The 22,052-nt window shown below is 31.3% G+C and carries 18 protein-coding genes; 3 read left to right on the forward strand and 15 right to left on the reverse strand.

Annotated features, from left to right (window positions below; genetic code table 11):
- Positions 1-3: 3 nt before the first annotated feature.
- The 7 genes from ychF to C7N44_RS07205 form a co-directional block, all read right to left on the reverse strand.
- Positions 4-1,104 carry a redox-regulated ATPase YchF gene (gene ychF / locus C7N44_RS07175; RefSeq protein WP_105957237.1) on the reverse strand — a complete coding sequence of 367 codons (1,101 nt, stop codon included), beginning with the start codon at positions 1,102-1,104 and terminating at the stop codon, positions 4-6.
- A 28-nt stretch (positions 1,105-1,132) separates the two neighbouring features.
- Positions 1,133-1,324 (reverse strand): DUF951 domain-containing protein, encoded by a 192-nt coding sequence (locus tag C7N44_RS07180; RefSeq protein WP_105957238.1) that lies wholly within the window; start codon positions 1,322-1,324, stop codon positions 1,133-1,135.
- Between the two features lie 18 nt (positions 1,325-1,342).
- Positions 1,343-2,224: a ParB/RepB/Spo0J family partition protein gene (locus tag C7N44_RS07185; RefSeq protein WP_105957239.1), complete on the reverse strand. Its 882-nt coding sequence runs from the start codon at positions 2,222-2,224 to the stop codon at positions 1,343-1,345.
- Complete coding sequence (locus C7N44_RS07190; RefSeq protein ID WP_105957240.1) at positions 2,214-2,981, reverse strand: ParA family protein; 768 nt, start codon at positions 2,979-2,981, stop codon at positions 2,214-2,216. The genes C7N44_RS07185 and C7N44_RS07190 overlap by 11 nt, the downstream gene beginning before the upstream one ends.
- Positions 2,982-3,000: 19 nt before the next feature.
- A complete protein-coding gene (gene rsmG, locus C7N44_RS07195) occupies positions 3,001-3,738 on the reverse strand; it encodes a 16S rRNA (guanine(527)-N(7))-methyltransferase RsmG (RefSeq protein WP_105957241.1) in 738 nt (245 codons plus the stop codon).
- Between the two features lie 177 nt (positions 3,739-3,915).
- Positions 3,916-5,157, reverse strand: coding sequence for a NupC/NupG family nucleoside CNT transporter (locus C7N44_RS07200; protein ID WP_105957242.1), 1,242 nt, complete (start codon positions 5,155-5,157; stop codon positions 3,916-3,918).
- Positions 5,158-5,245: 88 nt separating this feature from the next.
- Positions 5,246-6,073, reverse strand: coding sequence for an alkaline phosphatase family protein (locus tag C7N44_RS07205; protein WP_105957243.1), 828 nt, complete (start codon positions 6,071-6,073; stop codon positions 5,246-5,248).
- A 204-nt stretch (positions 6,074-6,277) separates the two neighbouring features.
- Between C7N44_RS07205 and C7N44_RS07210 the strand changes: the two genes are divergently transcribed.
- Positions 6,278-6,868, forward strand: a complete 591-nt coding sequence (locus C7N44_RS07210; protein WP_105957244.1) for an SGNH/GDSL hydrolase family protein — start codon at positions 6,278-6,280, stop codon at positions 6,866-6,868.
- Positions 6,869-6,937: 69 nt separating this feature from the next.
- A complete protein-coding gene (locus C7N44_RS07215; RefSeq protein ID WP_105957245.1) occupies positions 6,938-7,618 on the forward strand; it encodes a competence protein ComK in 681 nt (226 codons plus the stop codon).
- A 28-nt stretch (positions 7,619-7,646) separates the two neighbouring features.
- Here the strand turns inward: C7N44_RS07215 and C7N44_RS07220 are convergent, their stop codons facing one another.
- Positions 7,647-9,407, reverse strand: a complete 1,761-nt coding sequence (locus C7N44_RS07220) for a glycosyltransferase family protein (protein ID WP_105957246.1) — start codon at positions 9,405-9,407, stop codon at positions 7,647-7,649.
- Between the two features lie 155 nt (positions 9,408-9,562).
- Between C7N44_RS07220 and C7N44_RS07225 the strand changes: the two genes are divergently transcribed.
- Entirely contained in the window at positions 9,563-12,151 is a 2,589-nt protein-coding gene (locus C7N44_RS07225; RefSeq protein WP_105957247.1) for a glycoside hydrolase family 70 protein, read from the forward strand.
- 66 nt (positions 12,152-12,217) lie between these two features.
- Here C7N44_RS07225 and C7N44_RS07230 read toward each other — a convergent pair whose 3' ends face one another.
- The 7 genes from C7N44_RS07230 to C7N44_RS07260 form a co-directional block, all read right to left on the reverse strand.
- Positions 12,218-13,003 (reverse strand): WxL domain-containing protein, encoded by a 786-nt coding sequence (locus C7N44_RS07230; RefSeq protein WP_105957248.1) that lies wholly within the window; start codon positions 13,001-13,003, stop codon positions 12,218-12,220.
- Between the two features lie 27 nt (positions 13,004-13,030).
- A complete protein-coding gene (locus C7N44_RS07235) occupies positions 13,031-14,476 on the reverse strand; it encodes a WxL domain-containing protein (protein ID WP_157945068.1) in 1,446 nt (481 codons plus the stop codon).
- 59 nt (positions 14,477-14,535) lie between these two features.
- Entirely contained in the window at positions 14,536-15,552 is a 1,017-nt protein-coding gene (locus C7N44_RS07240) for a DUF916 domain-containing protein (protein ID WP_105957250.1), read from the reverse strand.
- Between the two features lie 116 nt (positions 15,553-15,668).
- Positions 15,669-17,450, reverse strand: a complete 1,782-nt coding sequence (locus tag C7N44_RS07245; protein WP_105957251.1) for a glycosyltransferase family protein — start codon at positions 17,448-17,450, stop codon at positions 15,669-15,671.
- Between the two features lie 79 nt (positions 17,451-17,529).
- On the reverse strand, positions 17,530-19,311 hold the full coding sequence (locus tag C7N44_RS07250; protein WP_105957252.1) for a glycosyltransferase family protein: 1,782 nt from the start codon (positions 19,309-19,311) through the stop codon (positions 17,530-17,532).
- Between the two features lie 170 nt (positions 19,312-19,481).
- Positions 19,482-20,873, reverse strand: a complete 1,392-nt coding sequence (locus tag C7N44_RS07255; protein WP_105957253.1) for a hypothetical protein — start codon at positions 20,871-20,873, stop codon at positions 19,482-19,484.
- 129 nt (positions 20,874-21,002) lie between these two features.
- Positions 21,003-21,737 (reverse strand): hypothetical protein, encoded by a 735-nt coding sequence (locus tag C7N44_RS07260; protein WP_105957254.1) that lies wholly within the window; start codon positions 21,735-21,737, stop codon positions 21,003-21,005.
- Between the last annotated feature and the right edge of the window lie 315 nt (positions 21,738-22,052).

The following is a 22,052-nucleotide window of genomic DNA, read 5'->3' on the forward strand; positions in this document are numbered from 1 at the left end:
GTATTAAACATTGAATCTAAAGTTAACGATGTCACCATCATTCATAACATAATCTTTACCTTCAACACGTAATTTACCATCATCTTTAACTGCTTGTTCACTACCTAATTTATCCAAGTCATCAAAAGCCATTACTTCAGCACGAATAAATCCACGTTCAAAGTCAGAATGAATAATGCCGGCAGCTTGAGGGGCTTTAGTACCCTTTAAGTAAGTCCAAGCTTTAGTTTCTTTACCACCAGCAGTAAAGAAAGTTTCTAAACCTAGTAGTTTGTAAGAAGCACGAATTAGTTTGTTTAATCCAGGTTCTTCAACACCTTCAGCTTCTAAGAAAGTTTCTTTATCATCATCATCTAATTCAGCAATTTCTTCTTCAGTTTCAGCAGCAATGCCAATAGCTTGAGCCCCTTCATTAGCAGCATATTCTTCAACTTGTTTAAAGTATTTAGAATTTTTAGGATCAGCCATATCATCTTCAGCAATATTAGCTACATATAAAACTGGTTTTGATGACAATAAGAATAAACCCTTAACAATCTTTTGTTCATCTTCATCAAAATCAATTGAACGAACCGGCTTTCCAGCTTCTAATACTGGCTTAATTTTTTCTAAGACTGCTAATTCAGCTAAAGCATCTTCATCTTTACTCTTAGCAGCACGTTGAACCTTACCTAAACGCTTGTTCACTGCATCTAAGTCTGCAATACTTAATTCCAAATTGATAGTTTCAATATCATCAACTGGATCAACTTTACCAGTAACATGAGTAATATTGTCGTCGTCAAAAGCACGCACAACGTGTACAATTGCATCCACTTGACGAATATTTTCTAAAAATTTGTTTCCTAATCCTTCACCTTTACTTGCACCCTTAACAATTCCGGCAATGTCAGTAAATTCAAAAGTGGTTGGTACAATCTTTTTAGCTGGAATGATTTCTTGAATACGATCTAAACGACTATCTGGAACTTCAACCATCCCAACATTAGGATCAATAGTAGCAAATGGATAATTAGCCATTTCTGCTCCTGCTTTTGTAATTGCGTTAAATAGTGTTGACTTTCCAACATTAGGTAATCCGACGATTCCTGCTGTTAATGACATATCTACAATTCACTCTTTTCTAATTATTTTATTTATCTGAGTCAGCTTTTTTCAAAACTTTCTTCATTTTCTTTTCAAATTCTCGACGCGATAACATCACAACATGCCCACAATTTTGACATTCAATTTTAATGTCAGCACCCATTCGAATGATTTTCCATTCATTGGCACCACATGGGTGTTGTTTTTTCATCTTAACAATATCGTTTAGTGCATACATATAAATATTACCCCTTTACTAGTCTAAATTAATATCTAAAATTTGCAAAATACGATTTAAATCATCATCAGAAGTATAGTTAATTTCTAACTTACCACTGCCCTTTTTAGAACGACTGCTAGCAATATTCACATTGGTGCCAAACTTATCTTGCAGTTCATCTTCGTAAGCACGTAAAAATGGTGATTGCTTAGTCGAACGACGTGGCTTACGTTTTCTTTTTGGCTTAGTTGTTAATTCATCAATTGCTTTACTTAATTGACGTACCGTTAATGTTTCATTGTAAGCACGTTTAGCTAGTTTAATTAAACTTTGTTTATCCTTAACTGAAAGGAGTGTTCTTGCTTGTCCCATTGATAATTGATTTTTTGTCAACATATCTTTTACTTCAGTTGGTAATCCTAACAAACGTAAATAATTAGCAATATATGGACGTGACTTACCTAATCGTTTAGAAACTTCAGCTTGAGTAATATCTAATTTGGTCATTAAAGTATTGTAAGCTTCAGCTTCTTCAATAGGATTCAAGTCTTCTCGTTGCAAGTTTTCCAGCACGGCAATCTCCATCATTTGTTCATCGGAAGCATCCCTAATAATCGCTGGAATAGTCTTCTTATTGGCCATACGTGAAGCACGAAAGCGACGTTCACCAGCTAAGATTTCATATGAATCTTCCTTATCAGATTTTTTTCTCACAATGATTGGTTGGAAAACACCAGATTTTTTAATGGAGAAAGTTAAATCTTTTAAAGCTTGCGTATCAAAATTGGTTCGCGGTTGAAATGGATTGGGTGATAACTTAGCTAAAGATAAATCAATAACTTCTTCTTGACCTTCTTCAACATCGTTATCAGCAAATAATGCCTCAATGCCACGACCTAGGCCTTTATTATTCGCCATGATTTGCTAACACTTCCTTTGCTAATTGCATGTATAATTCAGACCCTTTGGACTTTGGATCATAATCAATAATTGGTAATCCATAACTAGGTGCTTCGGATAAACGCACATTTCTAGTAATCACTGTATTGTAAACAGTATCACCAAAATAATTACGCACTTCTGAATTAACTTGTTGACCTAACTTAGTTCTAGCATCATACATCGTTAAAAGTACACCCTCAATTTTCAGATCTGGATTAAAATGTTTCTGTACTAATTTAACGGTGTTTAATAGTTGACTCAAGCCTTCCAAAGCATAGTATTCACTTTGAACCGGAATTAAAATCGAATCACTGGCAGTAAAAGCATTAATGGTAATTAATCCCAATGAAGGTGGACAATCTACTAATATGTAGTCATAATTATCTTTAACAGCTTTTAAAGCATTCAATAAGCGCGTTTCACGAGCCATCTGGGGTGTTAATTCAATATCAGCACCGGATAATTGAATAGTTGCTGGTACTACATCCAAATTATCATGAACTGAATGTAATATCGCATCAGTAATATCTTCTTCATTAACTAAAATATCATAAATATCTTTTTTAATAGAAGATTTTTTAATGCCTACACCAGAAGTTGCATTTCCCTGGGCATCGGCATCAATTAATAATACTTTCTTGCCATTACTAGCTAAATCAGCCCCCAAATTAACGGAAGTCGTAGTTTTACCAACTCCACCTTTTTGGTTAGCTAAAGAAATTACATATCCCATATATAAATCTCCTTATAAGTTACTTTTCGGGTTCACCAATTGGTTTTTTATTTGGTGTCCCTGATTTTCTTGGATATTGTTTAGGTGTTTTCTTAATTTTATCCAAAATAATAATATGTCTTTTATCATCTGATACTGGTAATGAAAATTCTTCATCAGCAGTTACTTTCCCACCTAAGGTCTTAATTGCTTGATTACCATTTGCTAATTCAGTTTCAGCTTGTGCTGCTTTTAAAGCAATCATCTTGCCGCCAACTTTTACTAATGGTAAGCATAGTTCAGACAATACACTCATGCGAGCTACCGCACGTGCAGTTACTACATCATATTTTTCACGATGCTTTGATTTTTTACCACCAAATTCTTCAGCACGCGCATGATATAGTTCAACACCATCTAAGCCTAACTCATCAACTAATTTTTGCAAAAAAGTAATTCTTTTATTTAAAGAATCAATGATTGTAACCTTTAAATTAGGAAAAGCAATCTTCATTGGCAATGATGGAAAACCAGCGCCAGCACCGACATCACACAAAGTCAGTGCTTCTGCCTTTAGACTTTGATCATAAATAACTGGGGTAATGGAATCATAAAAATGCTTTAAGTACACATCTTTTTCATCCACAATCGTTGTTAAATTAACATTTTTATTAGTCGCAACTAGCAAATGATAATAAGTATCGAATTGCTGCATCTGCTTATCAGATAGTTCAATTCCAATCGATGCTAAATGTTCTTTAAATTCTTCTGGATTCATTTTGATTCTCCTAATGTGAAACTATAGATTTGTTTCACGTTTATCTCTACTTTAAATGAAAAGTTTATATTTTACAATATGTAAGTATACTTATTTATTATAACGAATGAGCACCTAGTTCGTCATTAAATATGATAAAAAAAGACAGCCAATGGCTGTCTTTTTTTAAATTTATTATTACCAAACGAATAGTCCTACAATACCAGCAGACATTAATGAAACTAAAATTCCTGATAGTACTAAATAACCAACATTTTTTGAAATAATATCATTTGATTTTTTATCAACAATTCCTTTAAATGCACCAATGATCATTCCAACAGTAGAAAGGTTAGCAAATGATGTTAGAAAGACCGTTAATTGGGCACGGAAATGTGGAGCGAAAGTATTAATTTTACTTGAAACGCCACCCATAACAACGAATTCGTTGGTAACTAGCTTAGTTCCCATGTATTGTGCAAATTGGAAAGCGGTGTGAACATCTGAACCCATTAGCCAAGCAAATGGGAACATGATGATTCCTAGAATATGTTCTAGGGATAATGAAGGATTAATCAATCCTAAAATTTTATCAATCAATGCAGCTAAAGCAACGAAAGCGATAACGTTAGCAACAATGATTAAAATTAGTTTACCTGCACCTAAAATTGAATCACCCAAGAATGAGAAGAAAGGTTCACGTTCAACCTTTTCACCAATTTCAGCGGCTTCTTTGTTTTCTTCATTATTGTTACTACCACTCATTTTGGCAATAGTATCTTCTTCTGGGCTAACATTGGTAGGCATTAAAATACTACTAATAATAACAGCATTTAAAATGTTTAATGGTACGGCAGTTAAAACGAATTGGCCCGGTACCATTTGTGTGTACGCACCAAGAATGGATGCAGTGACACAAGACATTGACATCATCGCAATGACTACATTACGTTGTGCAGAAATACGTTTAATTTGCAAAGTTGAAACGGCAATTGCTTCAGTATTACCCAAAAACATCATTTCAACAGCAAAGAATGATTCAAATTTAGGTTGGCCTGTTATGTATGCCAAACCTTTTCCGACCCATTTAATAATAAATGGTAGGATTCCAATATAAGTTAAAATATCAAAGACTGGCACGATCAATAGAATTGGTAACAATGCAGAAGTTACAAAGTCCATTTGTTTCATATGAACCCAACTTGGTAATGCAAAGGCAATTCCTTGATAAGCCACTTGAACTAAGACTGCAAAGAAATTAGCAGCTGCTTGAACGGCTGCACGCCCCCAAGCAAATTGAGTTAAACAATAAGCAATTACTAGATTTAATACCAAAACTGTAATTACTGAACGCCATTTGATATTCTTTTTATCTTTTGAAAATAAAAATGCAATTCCTAAAAATACTAAAATTCCTAATATGTTAACTAACAAATACATGTAAAACTAATCCTTTCTCTACTACAAAAAATAATTTATCCGACGCTAGCTTATTTTAGTTGCGCATCACTCCCTTCAATGGATCGAATTAAAGTACTTCATTTAAGAAATTAGGTTTTAAATCACGCTTGATATCATCAATGTCAAAGTTCTGAACTAATGCGTTTGAAACCGCCGCACTACTACGTTTAATGCCCAGTGATTTACCATTTTGATTTAAAGGATTAAAAACAATCAATGGTAAATATTCACGGGTGATAGATTCATTTACAGTTGGATCATTTGCAAATGAAGAAGTTATAATTAGTAAATCATCTTCTGACAAATCTTCAACGATATCCGGTAATTGTGCATCGATGTTACTTAATTGATCTGCGTATGCATCAATGTTATCTGCATTAGACAGTCGTTTCAATAAAGGTGGTTGACAATAAATTAATCCATCAAATTGAATATCCATTTGCGCTGATAATTCAACAAAAGCTTTACTGTCATTAGGAACTTGGAGCGAAAAAGTATCGTCTTGGTTTTCTAAATAACTAGCAAAGCTTGATATCATCGATATATTTATATGTTTTTCAGACATTAAATCCATCGTAGATAAGGTACGCAAGCTAGTATCAAAATCAAACATTTCACGTAAGCCCGCACCACTACTTTTGGTATTAATGCGATTAACCATTTTACCGTAAAAGGCACTAGGATTAGACACTTGAGGAATCTCGTCAATTAAGTGATCCCATCTAATGTTGCCCAAGCCCATTTTAATTAAGTTTGGAATTTCTAATTTAGTTCCAGCATGTTCAGCAACATGCCCTAACGTATCAACACCAACAGAATTAAAGCGATTAGCATCGGGAGCTTCCCCAATACCTAGGGATGCCAAATCTAAAACAATAACTCGTTTTTTCTTCATGATCCATTACTTCCAATCCGTTAGTAGTTTTATTAACTAATAATTCTAGCAGAATTCTAAAGCATGTCAATAAGCAAAAAGCACGGGATAATATTAATTATAGCGTGCTTTGTTAAGAAGTACTCTTGCCCCTGCCAAGGAACTATATTATAACACTAATCAGAATATGTTATTATTTATAAAAATCATGAAAGGATAAATAACATGAATAATAATCGAATTGCAGCTCTAGGTGATTCTGTTACCAAGGGGTTTGATGGGTTTGAAAATCTTCAAGAAAACTATCCAAATTATTTAAGCCAAATTATAAATTTATCTGTAGATAATTTTGGTGTCAACGGTGCTACAATCGTTAATGATTTAACTAATGAAATTAATGATGTTAACTGGAAACAATATAATCAATGTATCTTATTTATCGGGACTAATGATTATGGTCATAATCCAAATAATTTAAATGAGGTTACTAGCAAATTAAAACAAGATCTTAATTTAATTTATCAGTTCAATTCTCAAATTATAATTAGTGCTATTTTGCCATTAAACAGGTATGATCAAAAGCAAAATGCAGCTAATAAAAGACGCTTTGCTAACTATACTTTTAATGAACTATTAGATGCTTTAGCACAAACATATCGTACCTATACAATCCCAGTACTAGATTGGCGTAAGCTTTATCCTAACTTTATTAACGACAATAACTATCAATCAAAGTACAATGATAAACATGTCCACCCAACTGCACAAACTTATTATCAAATCGCTAATAAAATTGCTGACTTTATAAAAAAGTAATAGCGCTTTCATGATTTATGTGATATATTCTATAATTATCGTTTATCGTCTTAAGGAGGCGCCCTCAAATTGTTGAGCACTATCACTAAAGATCCGATTAATTATAGTAATAATATTAAGTACGTAAATTTTAAAGATTTGCGATATTCGCATGTTATCAGAAAGGTCAAGTATCATAAACCCAAATGGAATAAAGTAATGATGTTGCTAGATTTTAGTGAACATAGTAAACGTTATCCCACATTAGTTATTGAAGAAGATCAAGGCTTTTATTTAATTGAAGCTTCTATCAACGTCATGATTAATCAAATGCTCGAAGAAAATACTATTATTACTAGAGATTTAGTAAATAATATTTGTGATTGTATTGGATTAAAGCATACATATCCATTAATCACAGCACACTCACTATTCATTGCATTGCCCAAATTTGATCGTAATAAGTGTAATCATTCATGGATTAATGTCGCTTTTTTAAACCATTTACCATCATTGAAAAATCATAAATACACCGATTTCTTGTTAAAAGATAATCAATTTATTTGTTTACCCATTAGTGAAAATTACGTTAATAATAAGATTGATGATTTAAATAAATTAAAAAGTTATTTTAATAGTGAAGTGTTACAAGCTATGCCTGGATTACAAGTTTTGATAAAAGGTGCTAAATTATATGATGGATCCCGTATTAAAATTAAGGATTGTCTAAACCAATGGCACTTAAAAAATAAATATAAAAATGATGAGTAAAAAGAAGTTGCTAAATGGCAACTTCTTTTTACTTGCGATAAATTAAACTACGTAAAAGCATGTAGATAAAGAATATCCAACTACCCAAACAAATCCACATCATTGTCTTCCACAAGTTACCCGCTAAATATTTCGTAGTCAAAGTATTTTTACCATGTTTAGAATGCACAATAATTGATCCAATCTTTCCAGTTTGTACATTTTTCTCTTTTCCATTATAAATAACTTTAGTATTCGCATATTTAACAACCGGTAATTGCGTTAATTTATTTTTATAAGGACTATGCCATTTAACTGTCAAAGAGCCATCAGCATTTACCGTCTTTACAAAATGATAAGTTTTTGAATTATTTTTCTTCACTAATTGTTTATGTGCTTTATGGTATGGGTGCAAGTTATTATATTCCACTGGTTCTAGTTTCGAACGCACTGGCAAATAATCAGGGACCGCTTTCGTAAAGTCATTAATTAAGCCACTAAAATCGTTACCATAAAAATCATCCCTAATCTGATGTTGCGTACGTTTATCATTCATATACACATGGGTCAGATTAACTGTTGTTTGATTATTAACTAAGTGAACTGATTTTAAGCTCTTAAAGCCTTCTGCCCATAAATTAATCCCTAAGCCTAATAAAATTGCTAACACCAAGCTACATATTTTCAATGTTTTATAATCATGATTCGTTGTTTTTTTAGTCATCATTATCCCTGCCACCAAGGGTAAAATCACAAATGGCAAGACTAAGAAACGCTTAGGAAATTGCAAATTATAAGCTAAGTGTGGATATGCTTGCATTGCCTGATCCCAGGGAAATAAATAAGTCGATAAATAAAAGAATATTAATCCAGTCATACTAAGCGTTTTAACTTTAAGATTCCATTGTTTAAAGTGACGAATTAACATATATAATACCCAAATAAATAAGGCAAAATCAGCTGGCTTAATTAAGCTCGTCCATGAATAAATTGAAAATTTAAAAGAAAAGAATGTCATTGATGGTACCGGATACACAGGCATTAAAAAGTTATTATGAAACAGCTGTAGTACTGATAGCCAAATATTAGCCGTCATTAATAAACATAAAATTGCTGCTAAACATGCTCTTTTAACATAAATCCATTTATGTTTAGTCATGAAAAAACCAGCAATAAACATTGGAATTAAACTAATAAACCCAATTAAACTAGTCATCAAATGTGTTTGGATCATCAGAGCCATGGCACCAGCTAAATAAATGATACTAAAACGATGCCCTTTAAAGAATTGGGTACCTGCCAGAATTAATAATGGCATAAAGGCTGCCCCTATTCCGGTAAACTGTTGCGTTAATAGCCATGAAACCACTGGACAAGAGTACATATAAAAAATGGATAACAAAATAGCATAACTGCGTTTAACCTGATTTTTAATCAATAGCAAATACATTGACATACCAGCAATAACTAGAATTAATAATGTCTCTATTACTTGAAAATGAAACCAGCTACCACTAAGCAGTAAAATCAACCCACTAATATATGAAATAAATGGTCCATAGACTGCATTGATAACACGCCCATTTTGTGAGAAACCATAATTCATTTGAAAATAACTAAAATGGCCATTTTTAATTTGCATAGCCGAATCATAAAACCGATTAAAATGAAAGATCGAATCCATTCCTAAAAAGACAGAATGCGTATAAATTTGTCGACTCAACAAAAGCAACGCCATTCCAAAGATAACTAAAAATGGTGTAAATTTGAAAGCTCCTAGTCGTCGATAAGCATTTTTGATAGTATTCATTGCGTACCTTCTAAATTATTAAATATGTATATTCATTATATTAAACTTACTATCATCATATTTCAATTTGGTGAACTCAAATGAAAATATTTATAATAAAAATGTTTATATATGATAACATTAATATGAAATTATATTGATAGGAGTATTTATTAATGATTAAAAATATAAAGCATCACAAAAGCCGTTATCATAAACTAATAGCGGCAACCGCAGTCACTTTGGGGATTTCTCTAAGTAGCGTTATGTTGAATCATAATGTTCATGCTGCAATTATCCATAATAATCAACCGGTTAAATATACCAAACAATATGTGCAAAACGTTAATGGTTATTTAACTGCTGATACTTGGTATCAACCTCAAAAGATTCTTAAGAATGGTACCTACTGGGTAAATTCTAAACATAATGATTATCGACCAATTTTAATATATTGGTGGCCTAACAAAAATATTAAGGTTAACTACATAAATTACTTTAATCAAAATGGCCTTGGCAATAAGCACCAAAAGGTTACAAAACATAACAGTAATAAAACCTTGGATAAAGCTACTAATAAAATTCAAAAAAGGATTGAACAAAAAATTAAGCAACAACATAGTTCTAAATGGCTAAGAACCATCATGAATAATTTCATTAATCGTCAATCCATATGGAATATTAAAAGTGAATTTCCTACTTATGGTTGGGCCAACCTCCAAGGTGGTAGTTTTAAATTTGTAAATAATAAATTGACTCCTAACGTTAACTCTAAATACCGTTACTTGGGACGTGCTTTCACCTTACAAAAAATTGAAAATACTAAAAATTATGAACTATTATTAGCTAATGATGTGGATAATTCTAACCCGGCAGTTCAAGCTGAGGACCTAAATAATCTTCATTATTTAATGAACATTAGTTCAATTTTAGGTAAAGGTGCCGATGGTAATTTTGACGGTGGTCGTGAAGATGCTACGGGTAGTTTGGATTATGATGTTACCCAAATTGCTGAACAGTACTTCAAAGATCATTTTAATATGACCAACGACAAAAATAGTAATGCACATTTAAACTTACTTGAAGATGGGGTCAGAGGTTCAGTCAACGCTACCACTCGTGATCATTTTGGCGCCCTAACTCATGATATGAACTTAACAAATGCATTGTTAAATACATTCACTAAACCTAATCAGCAAAGAACATCTCTTCAATCATTAATTGATACTGATTGGGTAAAAAGAACCAGTGATTATACTGAAAATGATAAAGTGCCAAACTATTCATTTATGAATGTCCATGATGGCGTGCAAAGTTTAGTGGGAAATATTATCAGCAATATCTCGAAAGAAAATCCAAATGCTCCTACTAAAAGAACTTTACAAAAAGCCATTCAAATTTATGACAATGACATTAATAAAACCAACAAAAAATATGCTGGATATAACATTCCATCAACTTATTCCCTACTACTAACTAATAAGGATATGATTCCTCGAGTATATTATGGTGATTTATTTGTCGATGGTGGTCAGTATATGGCTAACAAAACAATTTACTATAATGCCGTAACAGCATTATTAAAGGCTAGAATGAAATACGTCGCTGGTGGTCAAGAAATCAGAATTCATGATAATGGTAAAATTATGTCATCAGTGCGTTTTGGTAAAGATAACTTCAAACCAACGGATGAAAATAGTCGCAATTCTGGAATTGTTACGGTAACTTCTAATCAACAAAACCTAAACTTAAATAATAAAGTGGTCATTGATTTAGGTGATGCCCACAAAAACCAACAATTCCGTCCATTGCTAATGAGTAAACAAAATGGCTTGAGCATTTACAATAATGATGCCGATGCTAAAGATAAAACCATCACAACCAATGATAAGGGGCAATTAATTTTAGACCGCAATCAAGTACAAAGTGTTCAAAATCCACAAGTTTCCGGCTATTTATCAACTTGGGTTCCAGTTGGCGCTAAAGATAACCAAGACGTTCGTACTACTGCATCTAGTGAACCAAGTAAAGATGGTAATGTCTTCCATGCCAATGCCGCATTAGATTCACATGTTGCTTATGAAGGATTTTCATCATTACAAGCTAACCCAACTGATAACAGTCAAAAAACTGATGTTAAATTAGCTCAAAGTGGCGACTTCTTTAAATCATTAGGAATTACCGATGTAGAATTCCCTGGTCACTATCTGTCAGTCAAGAATGATCATTCATTTGTAGATTCATTAGAAAATAATGGTTATGCCTTCAATGATCGTTATAATCTAGGGATGAACGGGCAAAGCACTAAATATGGAACTGTTGAACAAATGATTGATGCTAATAAAGCCCTTCATCAATCTGGCATTCATACCATGGCTGACTATGTAATGAATCAATTATATGGATTGAATGGTAAAGAACTAACTTCAGTTAAGCGAATTGATGGTTACGGTCGTTACCTAACAAAATCACATATTAAAAATGATTTATATTATGCTAAAACTAAGAGCTCAGGTAAAGATTACCAAGCTCAATATGGTGGTAAATTCTTAAATGAATTGAAGAATAAATATCCTGATCTATTCACTAGAATTCAAACATCTACTGGTAAAACCATTAACGCTAATGAACATATTAAACAATGGTCTGCCAAGTATTTAAATGGAACTAGTATCCAAGGTCGTGGGATGGGATATATTCTAAAAGATGGTAAAGATAATCAATACTACAGTTTAAATAAAAATAATAAACATATTATTAAATAAAATAGTATAAAAAAGAGTTTAAAATTATTTAAATAATTTTAAACTCTTTTTTAACAAAATATCAAATCAGCTTTGCGATGAAGTTGTTTGAGTTGGATTTAAAGGCGATGCTGTCAAATTCCAAGTTATATTTGCATTATATTGAGTAGCTGATTGAGCACTACCACCAGGAACAGATAGAGTAACCTGATTTGGATCGAATTTTTCAATCCAAGTACCAGTTCCTTGACCTTGATTTGCAGTCATTAAATTTTGCGAAGCATTACCTAAAGCAATACTACTAGAATTTAATGAAGGAGCAATCCCAGTACCATTAAAACCAACTTGAGGTGTATTTCCTTCACTTTTAATAGATACTTGTGCACCCTTTAAAGTTTGATTAGTATTACCAGCAGTATTAGTAAAATCAGAAATACTTGCATTCAAATTCCACCCAGAAGCAGTACCACGATTATCACTTATTTGAACAAATGGATTATGATTACGGGTTTTACCATCTGCGTAAGTAGCATTGGCTAAAGTATAGACCTTAGTTTGACCACTAATAGTTCCAACACCAAAATCAAAATTAGGTGCATAATCAATACTCAAAGGTCCACCAGAATTAGTTCCAGTATTATTAGGATCTCCAGGATCTGCCGGAGTCTTAGCTGGTTGAGATGGGTTGTTAGGGTCAACTGGAGGTGTAACATTAGTTTTATCTGGTTGTCTAAAAGTTAAAGTTGCCTTAGTTTGTTGACTACTTGTAGTAACATCATCAGCATGTGCATTTAATAAAGTAAGATGAGCTGCACATAGTCCAAATGTTAATCCCAAAATTAAAGTTGACTTAATAAAATTACTATTTTTCATAATACATATCTCTCCAATCCTAATATATTATAGTGGGTCATTTTTTAGTGTCCATGTAGCAGTACCACTATAAGTTCCAATTCTAGCTGAACCAGCCGGAATTTTAATTTGCAGATTATCTGCAGGAGATTTGGATATACTAAAATCTCCATTATTACTATTACTAACATTATAATAAGGAATTGTATCATTAGGTGAGTAACTATTCCCATTCATTAAATAATCAGCATGTAATGGTTGATTATTTTGATCATTGATAAGATCAGAAATGGATAAATTTAAATTCCAGCCATTATTACTATTGATACTCCTGATAATAGCATTTGTATTAGATGGCAAACTAATAATATTATTAGTTGAAGATATAGAAACTTGTCCAAAATTAAAGTCAGGAACACTAATAATCTTAAACAAACTATAGCTATTAATTATATTGTTTAATGAATCAATAATTGCGGCAACTTTATTATTAATTTGATCTAAAACACCATTGGTATAATTTTTACTATTGTTAGTATCATTAACTAATTTGTTTACATCCCCCCTTCCATTATCTGCAATATTATTTGCAGCATTTATAAAAGTTTGTTTAATATCATCACTATATAAATTACTATCTAAATTTTGAATCTTATTAATAATATTTTGCTGAGACTGAGAAATTTTAGAATTAGCATCATTTTGTTTTTGTCCTAAAACATATGAATTATGTTGATCACCATTCAAAGCATCATAATCAAGAATCCTTAACACTTCAAATGTAGGTTGATATTGTATTTTATACAAAGTATTTGAAAACATATAAGTATAAATTTTAGACGACTTACTAATGAATACTGGATTCAATCTTAAAGAAATATTTCCTTGGCCACCATGTGCATTTCCTAGATACATGCTAGACAAATAGACCTTGCTATTGTCACTATCAAAATATGGAGTAGATGGTTCGCTTCCTAGATTATATCCTGGAATATTCAGTCCACTATTTTGATAATCATTTTGTACACTCGAAGAAATATTTTTCGCTTTTGATAATCCAGTTGGGGTAACTTTTAAACTGGAAATTGCATTTTGTAAATCATTAGATGTTTTAACTCTAAATTCTGTATATCTTTCCAGTCCACCGGACTTAATAGGAACTCCAATATTATAATTTAATATATTATAATTACTAGATGAGCTAAAGTTAGGCAAACTAAATTGAATGTCATTAGGATTCATCTTGTATATAGAATGGTAAATAATATCATACGGAGTTTCTGAAAATCGCATTGATGTAAGGTCTGATGGAACTGCATCTCCAGCATCTGCAGATGCAAATGGCTTTTGAGAAGACAAATTCCCGGCATTTTCACTAACAATTAATGGACTAGAATTAGTATAACCATCAGGTGAAGAATAGGTATCATCAGCAGATGCAGTTGTAAAAAACATTAAATATAAAATAATTATTGGTATAATCAAATAAATCAAATTATTTTTTCTATAATCAAATAAAATCTTTATCACATCCTTACAAGAAGTATTAAACATTAATGCCTATTTTTGTACTTCTTATATCTATATAGAATGAAGATAATTATAATAATTAATATAATTATTATTATAATATAAATTGGATTAAAGCTATTATCATTATTTAATGTATTTTGTTCAGTTTCTTCTTCATTTGAACCTGTTATATCAAATTTTCTAACCCATGACCAACTATGATTATCAGCATCCTTTGCATGACCATATAAAGTATAAGTTCCTGCTGTAAGCTTATTAGATAGAGGAGTTACTAAATGAAATTCACTAATTGGAGCTACTTGACCAAGTGTTGTATTGTTAGTAGTAACTGTTTTCCCATCAGAATCTTTAATAACTGTATTTGTAGATAATCCACGTATAAAATTATTTTTATCATTAGTTAAAACTGTTTTAACAACAGGTCTATAGTTAACAGTTGTTTGAAAGACATTACCAGCACTTAAGTTAGGTATTACATTATTTTTGGCATTATTTCTTAATAAAACAGCAATTGAATATACAAACTTATTGTTAATACTCAATCCTTGACCGTTATTACTATGTTGATTATTCGAATCTTGATAAACAGATATTCCACCCATTATTATTCCATCAAATTTATGAGATGGAAATTTTAAATTAAACGTTACAATATCACTACTATGAGCCCTTAATAATAATTTTTTTTGATGATCTTTATTTAAAATAGTTTTTGAAAAAGTATTGTTACTAATTAATTTTTGATTTTTTGGAATATAATCAACAGATACTCCATCACTAGTAGTAGCATCACTAGCATCAACAATAAATTTTTGCGTTTTATCACTATTATTAGATACCATTACCTTTACATTTTGATTGGCATTGGGAGTATTAACAACATCTATGTACCCGGCATTTTTAGTTAACTGATTATTAGTTTTAATTGGTGAAATAGAGAATGGTATTTCACTATTAGTATTAGCATTTACATTAAAAATAAATAAATTAAGTACAAAAAATGTAAATAACATAATTATGTATTTTATTTTTTTCAATATTAAAATTCCCCTTTCAATAACTTCATATTAATACATATATTAGTTATAAAGCAATTAAAAAGATTTGATAAAAAAGGTATCAATCTTAATAAAAATTTAAGATTGATACCTTTTTAGAATTTAAATATTAATTTAGCACCTAAATAGATAATCATGAGCAACCAACTAATCAAGAAAACAATCATTAATAAGTTAAATTGTGCATCATTAACATATTTAAGTGTCATCGTATTTTTGCCAATTTTAGAATGTGCAATAATTGCACCAATTTCAGTAGTTTTCACATGCGCATTACTTTTACCATTTAAAGTAACTTGTGTGTTAGCGTACTTGACCACTGGTACTTGTACATTTTTACTGTTAAATGATTTATTATTCCAAGTTACAGTTAATGAACCATCGGCATTCACACGCTTATCAAAATCATTATTAAAATTAGGAATAATTAATTGATAATGCGCTGTATAGTAAGGATGTAATTTAGTATAGTCATCAGGCTTTAAATTAGACTTAACTGGTAAATAATCAGGCGTGGCTTTATTAATATCACGGATTAAATATTGCCAATTATCACCAAAGAAATCCTGTTTAATTGTATGATGATTATGCTTTACATACATATAAGAATGAGCAATTGGTGCCCAAGGATAGTTGTCATTAACCATCTGATTAGACTTATCAACTTTAAAGTCCATGTTATAACCATTAATCCCCATATTGATCCCAATTAAGGCAAATAATAACGTATATCTAAATAATTTAGGTTCGTTGAAAGCCTGTAAGGTAAAAATATAGTCATCATAAGCTAAAATTTTACCAAAAACCACTAATAACATCACAAAAGGAATCACCAAGAAACGTTTAGGGAATTGTAGATTAGATGATAAAAATGGCAATATTTTTTGAATGAATTGCCATGGAAACAAACTAGTGGAAGCAAATAAGAAGAAAGCTCCCGTAATTGTTAGGGTTCTAGTGACAATATCAGAATGCTTAAAATGACGAATAAAATAATAAATTACAAATAAGAATACAATCATCTCAACTGGTTTAATCAAACTAAACCATGAATAATGATCAAATCTAAAGGCATAATCTTCCATATTATCAACTGGAAAAACAGGCATTAAGTAGTTATTACCAAATAACTCTAATGCACTTCCCCAGACATTTGCAGTTAGTGCTAATGTAATGATGGCTGCAATAAGGGTATGTAAAACCATCTGAAATTTATAATTAGTATGAAATAATGCTACTAAGAATAATGGAATTACTGAAACAAAGCCAATAATTGTACTCATTATATGAGTTTGGATTAATAAAGTCATCGATAAGGCTAGATAAGGAATCGATACCTTTTTTTTCTTAATGGCTTCAGTTCCTGTAAGTACTAATAAAGGCACTAACATGGCACCTACTCCAGCAAATTGTTGCGTCGTAATCCATCCCATTAATTGCGAAGAATACATATATAAAATACCAATAACCATTGAATATCCACGAGTAACATTATTCTTAATACATAATAAGTACATCGACATACCAGCAATTGTTAAGAAAATAATTGCTTGAACTGATTGAAACATATACCAATTACGACATACGATTAATAACGCTCCACTTAGATAAGCAATCACAGGACCATAAATGGCATTTACTACCCGTCCAGTTTGATCAAAACCAAAATTGGATTGAAAATAATTGAATTTACCCGTTTTAATCTGCATTGCTGCGTCATAAAAACGATTAAAGTGAAAAATGGAATCCGCACCTAGTAAAACTGAATGTGTTAACAGTTGTTTACTCATCAATGCAATTGCCATTAATAAAATGACGATAATGGGTGCGGACTTAGATTGCCACCATCGTTTAAAAAAATGTTTAAAAGAATCCATAAAATAATAGCCTCATTTAAAATAAAGTTTATTATTTTAATTATAAGTTTGAAACTTATCTTTTTAAACCCAAATTCGATTAAAGTTTAGTTACAATTTTGCTAAACAATGCATATCCTAGTAAACTTAACCAGCTTAATATACATATTGTCATCATTAAACGAGTCATAAAGGTTTGTTCATATTTAATCGTGACACGATTGTGACCGGCTTTAGCCTTAACAATAACGGCCCCTAAGTTAGTAGTATGGACTTTCTTTAGTTTAGAACCGTTTAAGCTAACCTTGGTATCAGCATATTTAGCTAATGGTACTTGGGTCCATTTAACTTTTTTACTATGCCAAGTTACTGATAGTGAACCATCACGCCAGACTTTATGTCTAAAATGAGTAACTATATTTTTACCAATGAATTGATGATAATCAAGCAGATATGGATCAAACTTATTGTATTGTTTAAATCCTTTAATTTGATGTTTAACTGGCATATAATCTGGTGATGCTTTAATCACATCATGAACCAAATAACCTAAGTGTGGACTATCAATATCAGACTTTACATTACGATGATGTTTACCAAAATAATAATAAATAGAACTATCACGATAATTACTGATATTATGCCCTTTTGCAGTCTGATCATAACGATAGATACGACCATTCATTGAATAAAAATCCAAGGCCAAGCTTCCTACAATAATGATAGCCACTGCTAATAAACGCCACCATTGTTCACGACGGAAAAATTGATGATTATTTTCATGTTCATAGGTCATAATCATTCCTAAAGCTAGTAAAATCATAATAAATGGTAATACTAAGAATCGCTTAGGAAATTGTAGGGTATAAGTTAAACTTGGCATAAACCGTTGAATAATGCCCCATGGAAAATGACTCCATGATATGAACATAAAGCCAAGACCGGTAATGGTTAAACTCTTAGTGATTAAATCCACTTGCTTCCACTTGGAAATTACAAAGCCAATCACAAATAAGAATAAAATAGCTTCAGTAGGTTTAAAGACATTAATTAAAGAGTAAATATTTAGATTAAAACCATATGTTCTTAAATGTGGAACTGGATAGACTGACAATAACTTATTAGTCGAAGAAATAAATAATAAGTTATACCAAACATTGATGGTTAAAAAGACCGTGACCAAGGCTGCATATAAAGTATGACGCACTAACTTCCACTTATCAGTAGCAGTCACTAAGCCCACGATAAACAATGGAATTAGCCCGAGCATTCCAATTAAACTACTCATTAAATGCGTTTGAATCAATACGGACATACTTAGCGCTAAACCGAATACAGAAACATCATGTTTTCGAATTGCATTGGTACCACTTAAAATTAGTAGTGGTAATAAGGCCGCCCCAAAAGCGGTAAACTGTTGACTAGTAACCCATTGCACGATTTGTGAAGAATACATATAAATAATGGCAATTAAAATTGCATAGCCGCGGCTGACGTCGTTTTTAACATTCAAAAGATACATGGTTAGACCGGCCATAATCAAGACAATCAAATTAATTACAATTTGAAAGTTAAACCAACTACCACATAATAATAAAATCGCTCCGCCTAAATAAGCTGTAATAGGCCCATATAAAGCATTTAAGATCCGCCCATTCTGCATGAAACCAAAGTCAGATTGAAAATAACTAAATTTGCCTGTTTTTAACTGCATAGCAGTATCATAAAAACGATTAAAGTGAAATAATGAGTCAGCACCAAAGAACAGCGTATGCGTCCAAATTTGGCGACTAACGAGTAATAATGCCATAATTAATAAAATAATGAATGGCGCAATTTTTAAAGATAAAAATTTTTGAAAAATATTTTTTATTTTTTGCATGATGTTACTCCTAAATCAATAAGATTTTATCTAACCCCATATTAGTACAATTATGAAAAATATCCATAGAAATAAGTATATTTTGTAGTAATAAAAAATAAAGTGCTACATGTAACTCTGCAGAAATTACGTGTAACACTTTATCTTTAATGATTTATGTTAAGTCTATTTTAACGATAATAAACATTAATAATTGGATTACTACCTTGAACTAATCCTGCATCCGTATAAGCAAAATTAGCGGAACCATTGTTACCTGGTACTACTAATAAACCATTATCAGATAGTACTTTTTGAATTTGAGCAGTGGTAATAACACTGCCTTGCATAATGTGCATATCAATTAATTCTTGTTGCGCATTAAGAATACTGTTAGTTCCATGATCATTCATGTTAACTAGATTGGCAGCACCGGTATTATCAAAAATACGTAAATTCAACTTAACACTATTAATGGTTGGATTTTTCGCAACATAAACAATTGCTTGACCACCATTGGAAACACTCCCAGATGTAGCAACGGCATTTCCATATTGATAGAAGCCATAACCATTTGGTAAGTACTTAGCAATGGTATTAGTGTTAGCAGTTGGATATGGATTAGTAGTATTGGTTAAATCATTAACTTGAACTATTTGTTGAGAAACAACTTGAGCCGTTGCTTGGTTAACAAATTTTAAGGTATAACCATTATTTGGTTTAGATTGATTATTGGAAACATCAGTGGTTTTACCGTCTGTAATATCATCATTGTTATCAACTTTAGGATGTTGATCTTTTTGTTTATTATTTTTTTGAGTTTTTTTAGAAGGTACTTTATTAGATGAGTTCTTAGTCTTAACACTACTATGAAAGACCCAACCATTAATCTTTGGATGTTGTTCATCCACTACATAATAATAAACCCATCCTTGCGTATTAGATACTGCACTTTCAATTCTAAAAGTATCTTTTGCATATTCTTTTTTATTAAAATTCAAGATTTTAGAATTAATGCGACTATAGTTAGGAGTTGTCCATAATGGAGCATTAACATGATAACCACGCTTATTCTTAGGCATCTTAGCATATCTAAGAGGTCTAATAGCAGTCACACCTGTACCTTTTTCAATGTTGTTTAAATTATCAATAAAGTCATTTTTACCAACATAAATCCATCCACGATACTTACCACCTAAAGTGACTACTTTGGCATAGTATAGACCATTGTTAGTCTTAGCCATTTCATAGACATAGAAAATATCCTTAGGTGAATCAGACTTAGCTAAATGTTTCATTGTTTTTTTAGATGCAACGACCTTGGCATTGCCTAAGCGACCTGGTTTGTTGAACATTGTTACAATCCCAGTTGATTTCACATAAGCATCGTCTTTTGATACTTTGATAGATGAATATTTAGCCGTCACTTTATTATTTTTAGTTGTTTTTTTGGTGTTTTTTAGAACAGTTTTAGTTTCATGGTGATTAGCCTTGGCTTTAGCATTAGCAGTCATGCTACTCAATGATACTAATGAAAAAGTTGCTAATCCAACATATAATGATTTCTTTAGAATTTTATTCATTATCATGCCTCCTAATTTTACTAGCACAATTATATCACATAATAAAATTAGTGGTTAAAAGTAAATTCAGTAATCTTAATTACAGACTAGTTGATAAATATTGATAATCGCTTCATTCAAAACTTTTTATTAATAATATCTTCTTACATTGTTATGAAATATCCAACCACAAATATTAGGATGTTGTTCATCAACAACATAGTAATAACGCCAGTTTTGTTTATTCATAACACAACTCTCAATTTTAAAGGTATCTTTAGCATATCTTTTGTAATTAAAATTCAAAGGTCTAGAATCAATACGACTGTAATTAGGTGTAGTCCATAAATCGGCTTTAATATGATAATCGTATTTCATTCTAGGCATTTTACCATAACATAGTGGATGATCTTCAACTAAACCACTGTTATTATCAAGATTAGATAAATCATTAGAAAAATCATGTTCCCCAGCATAAATCCAACCACGGTATTTTCCGCCTAATGTCACTACTTTAGCATAGTAATAACCATTGCTAGTTTTTGCCATTCCATAAACATAAAAAATATTCTTAGCTGAATGCTGATGTGACCAATTACGAAGTGTATTTCTAGGAGCTACTACTGATGCATTACCTAAAGCACCAGGCTTGTCAAACATTGTACAATTACCAGTTGCTTTAGCATAAGCTCCTTTTTCTGGTAATCTTAAAACCGAATATTTAGCAGTTACCTTTTTGTTCATCGTTCGACTAATACTACTATGATGACTGTAGTTATAATTATATTCATAACTACTATTAGCCGATGCACTTAAACTAAATAACGGTAATAGCGATAAACTCGCTAAGCTTGTGTATAATGATTTTCGTAAAAATTGATTCATTATTATGCCTCCTAATTTTTATAGCACATAAAACAATTACTACTTATCTAAAACTTACATATGTAATTATATATATTCGTTGTTGGTGATACCTTCGAAGCTCTTTGAAGTAAATCTATAAAACATTGGAGATAAAAAAACGTTAACGCCCTAATTTACGTAAAATCCAATTAAAGTTAAGTGAAATATAGACCATGGTTAAAGAAATTAAGAAGAAAATAAGAACGGCACTAAACTCACTAGTTAACCCCACTTCTATATGGGTCACCTTATTGCTGTAAATGTTCAGATATAGAGATCCAAAAAAGAAAGTCT

It is taken from the genome of Apilactobacillus quenuiae (assembly GCF_002994005.1).
GTDB classification, from domain to species: Bacteria; Bacillota; Bacilli; order Lactobacillales; family Lactobacillaceae; genus Apilactobacillus; species Apilactobacillus quenuiae.

What these genes read in the sequence shown, in the direction of transcription:
- C7N44_RS07260 (WP_105957254.1), bottom strand. Translation starts at nt 21,737, where the DNA reads ATGAATCAATTTTTACGAAAATCATTATACACAAGCTTAGCGAGTTTA.
- ychF (WP_105957237.1), bottom strand. Translation starts at nt 1,104, where the DNA reads ATGTCATTAACAGCAGGAATCGTCGGATTACCTAATGTTGGAAAGTCA.
- C7N44_RS07205 (WP_105957243.1), bottom strand. Translation starts at nt 6,073, where the DNA reads ATGAAGAAAAAACGAGTTATTGTTTTAGATTTGGCATCCCTAGGTATT.
- C7N44_RS07250 (WP_105957252.1), bottom strand. Translation starts at nt 19,311, where the DNA reads ATGCAAAAAATAAAAAATATTTTTCAAAAATTTTTATCTTTAAAAATT.
- C7N44_RS07255 (WP_105957253.1), bottom strand. Translation starts at nt 20,873, where the DNA reads ATGAATAAAATTCTAAAGAAATCATTATATGTTGGATTAGCAACTTTT.
- C7N44_RS07230 (WP_105957248.1), bottom strand. Translation starts at nt 13,003, where the DNA reads ATGAAAAATAGTAATTTTATTAAGTCAACTTTAATTTTGGGATTAACA.
- C7N44_RS07190 (WP_105957240.1), bottom strand. Translation starts at nt 2,981, where the DNA reads ATGGGATATGTAATTTCTTTAGCTAACCAAAAAGGTGGAGTTGGTAAA.
- C7N44_RS07225 (WP_105957247.1), top strand. Translation starts at nt 9,563, where the DNA reads ATGATTAAAAATATAAAGCATCACAAAAGCCGTTATCATAAACTAATA.
- C7N44_RS07210 (WP_105957244.1), top strand. Translation starts at nt 6,278, where the DNA reads ATGAATAATAATCGAATTGCAGCTCTAGGTGATTCTGTTACCAAGGGG.
- C7N44_RS07185 (WP_105957239.1), bottom strand. Translation starts at nt 2,224, where the DNA reads ATGGCGAATAATAAAGGCCTAGGTCGTGGCATTGAGGCATTATTTGCT.
- C7N44_RS07245 (WP_105957251.1), bottom strand. Translation starts at nt 17,450, where the DNA reads ATGGATTCTTTTAAACATTTTTTTAAACGATGGTGGCAATCTAAGTCC.
- rsmG (WP_105957241.1), bottom strand. Translation starts at nt 3,738, where the DNA reads ATGAATCCAGAAGAATTTAAAGAACATTTAGCATCGATTGGAATTGAA.
- C7N44_RS07220 (WP_105957246.1), bottom strand. Translation starts at nt 9,407, where the DNA reads ATGAATACTATCAAAAATGCTTATCGACGACTAGGAGCTTTCAAATTT.
- C7N44_RS07180 (WP_105957238.1), bottom strand. Translation starts at nt 1,324, where the DNA reads ATGTATGCACTAAACGATATTGTTAAGATGAAAAAACAACACCCATGT.
- C7N44_RS07200 (WP_105957242.1), bottom strand. Translation starts at nt 5,157, where the DNA reads ATGTATTTGTTAGTTAACATATTAGGAATTTTAGTATTTTTAGGAATT.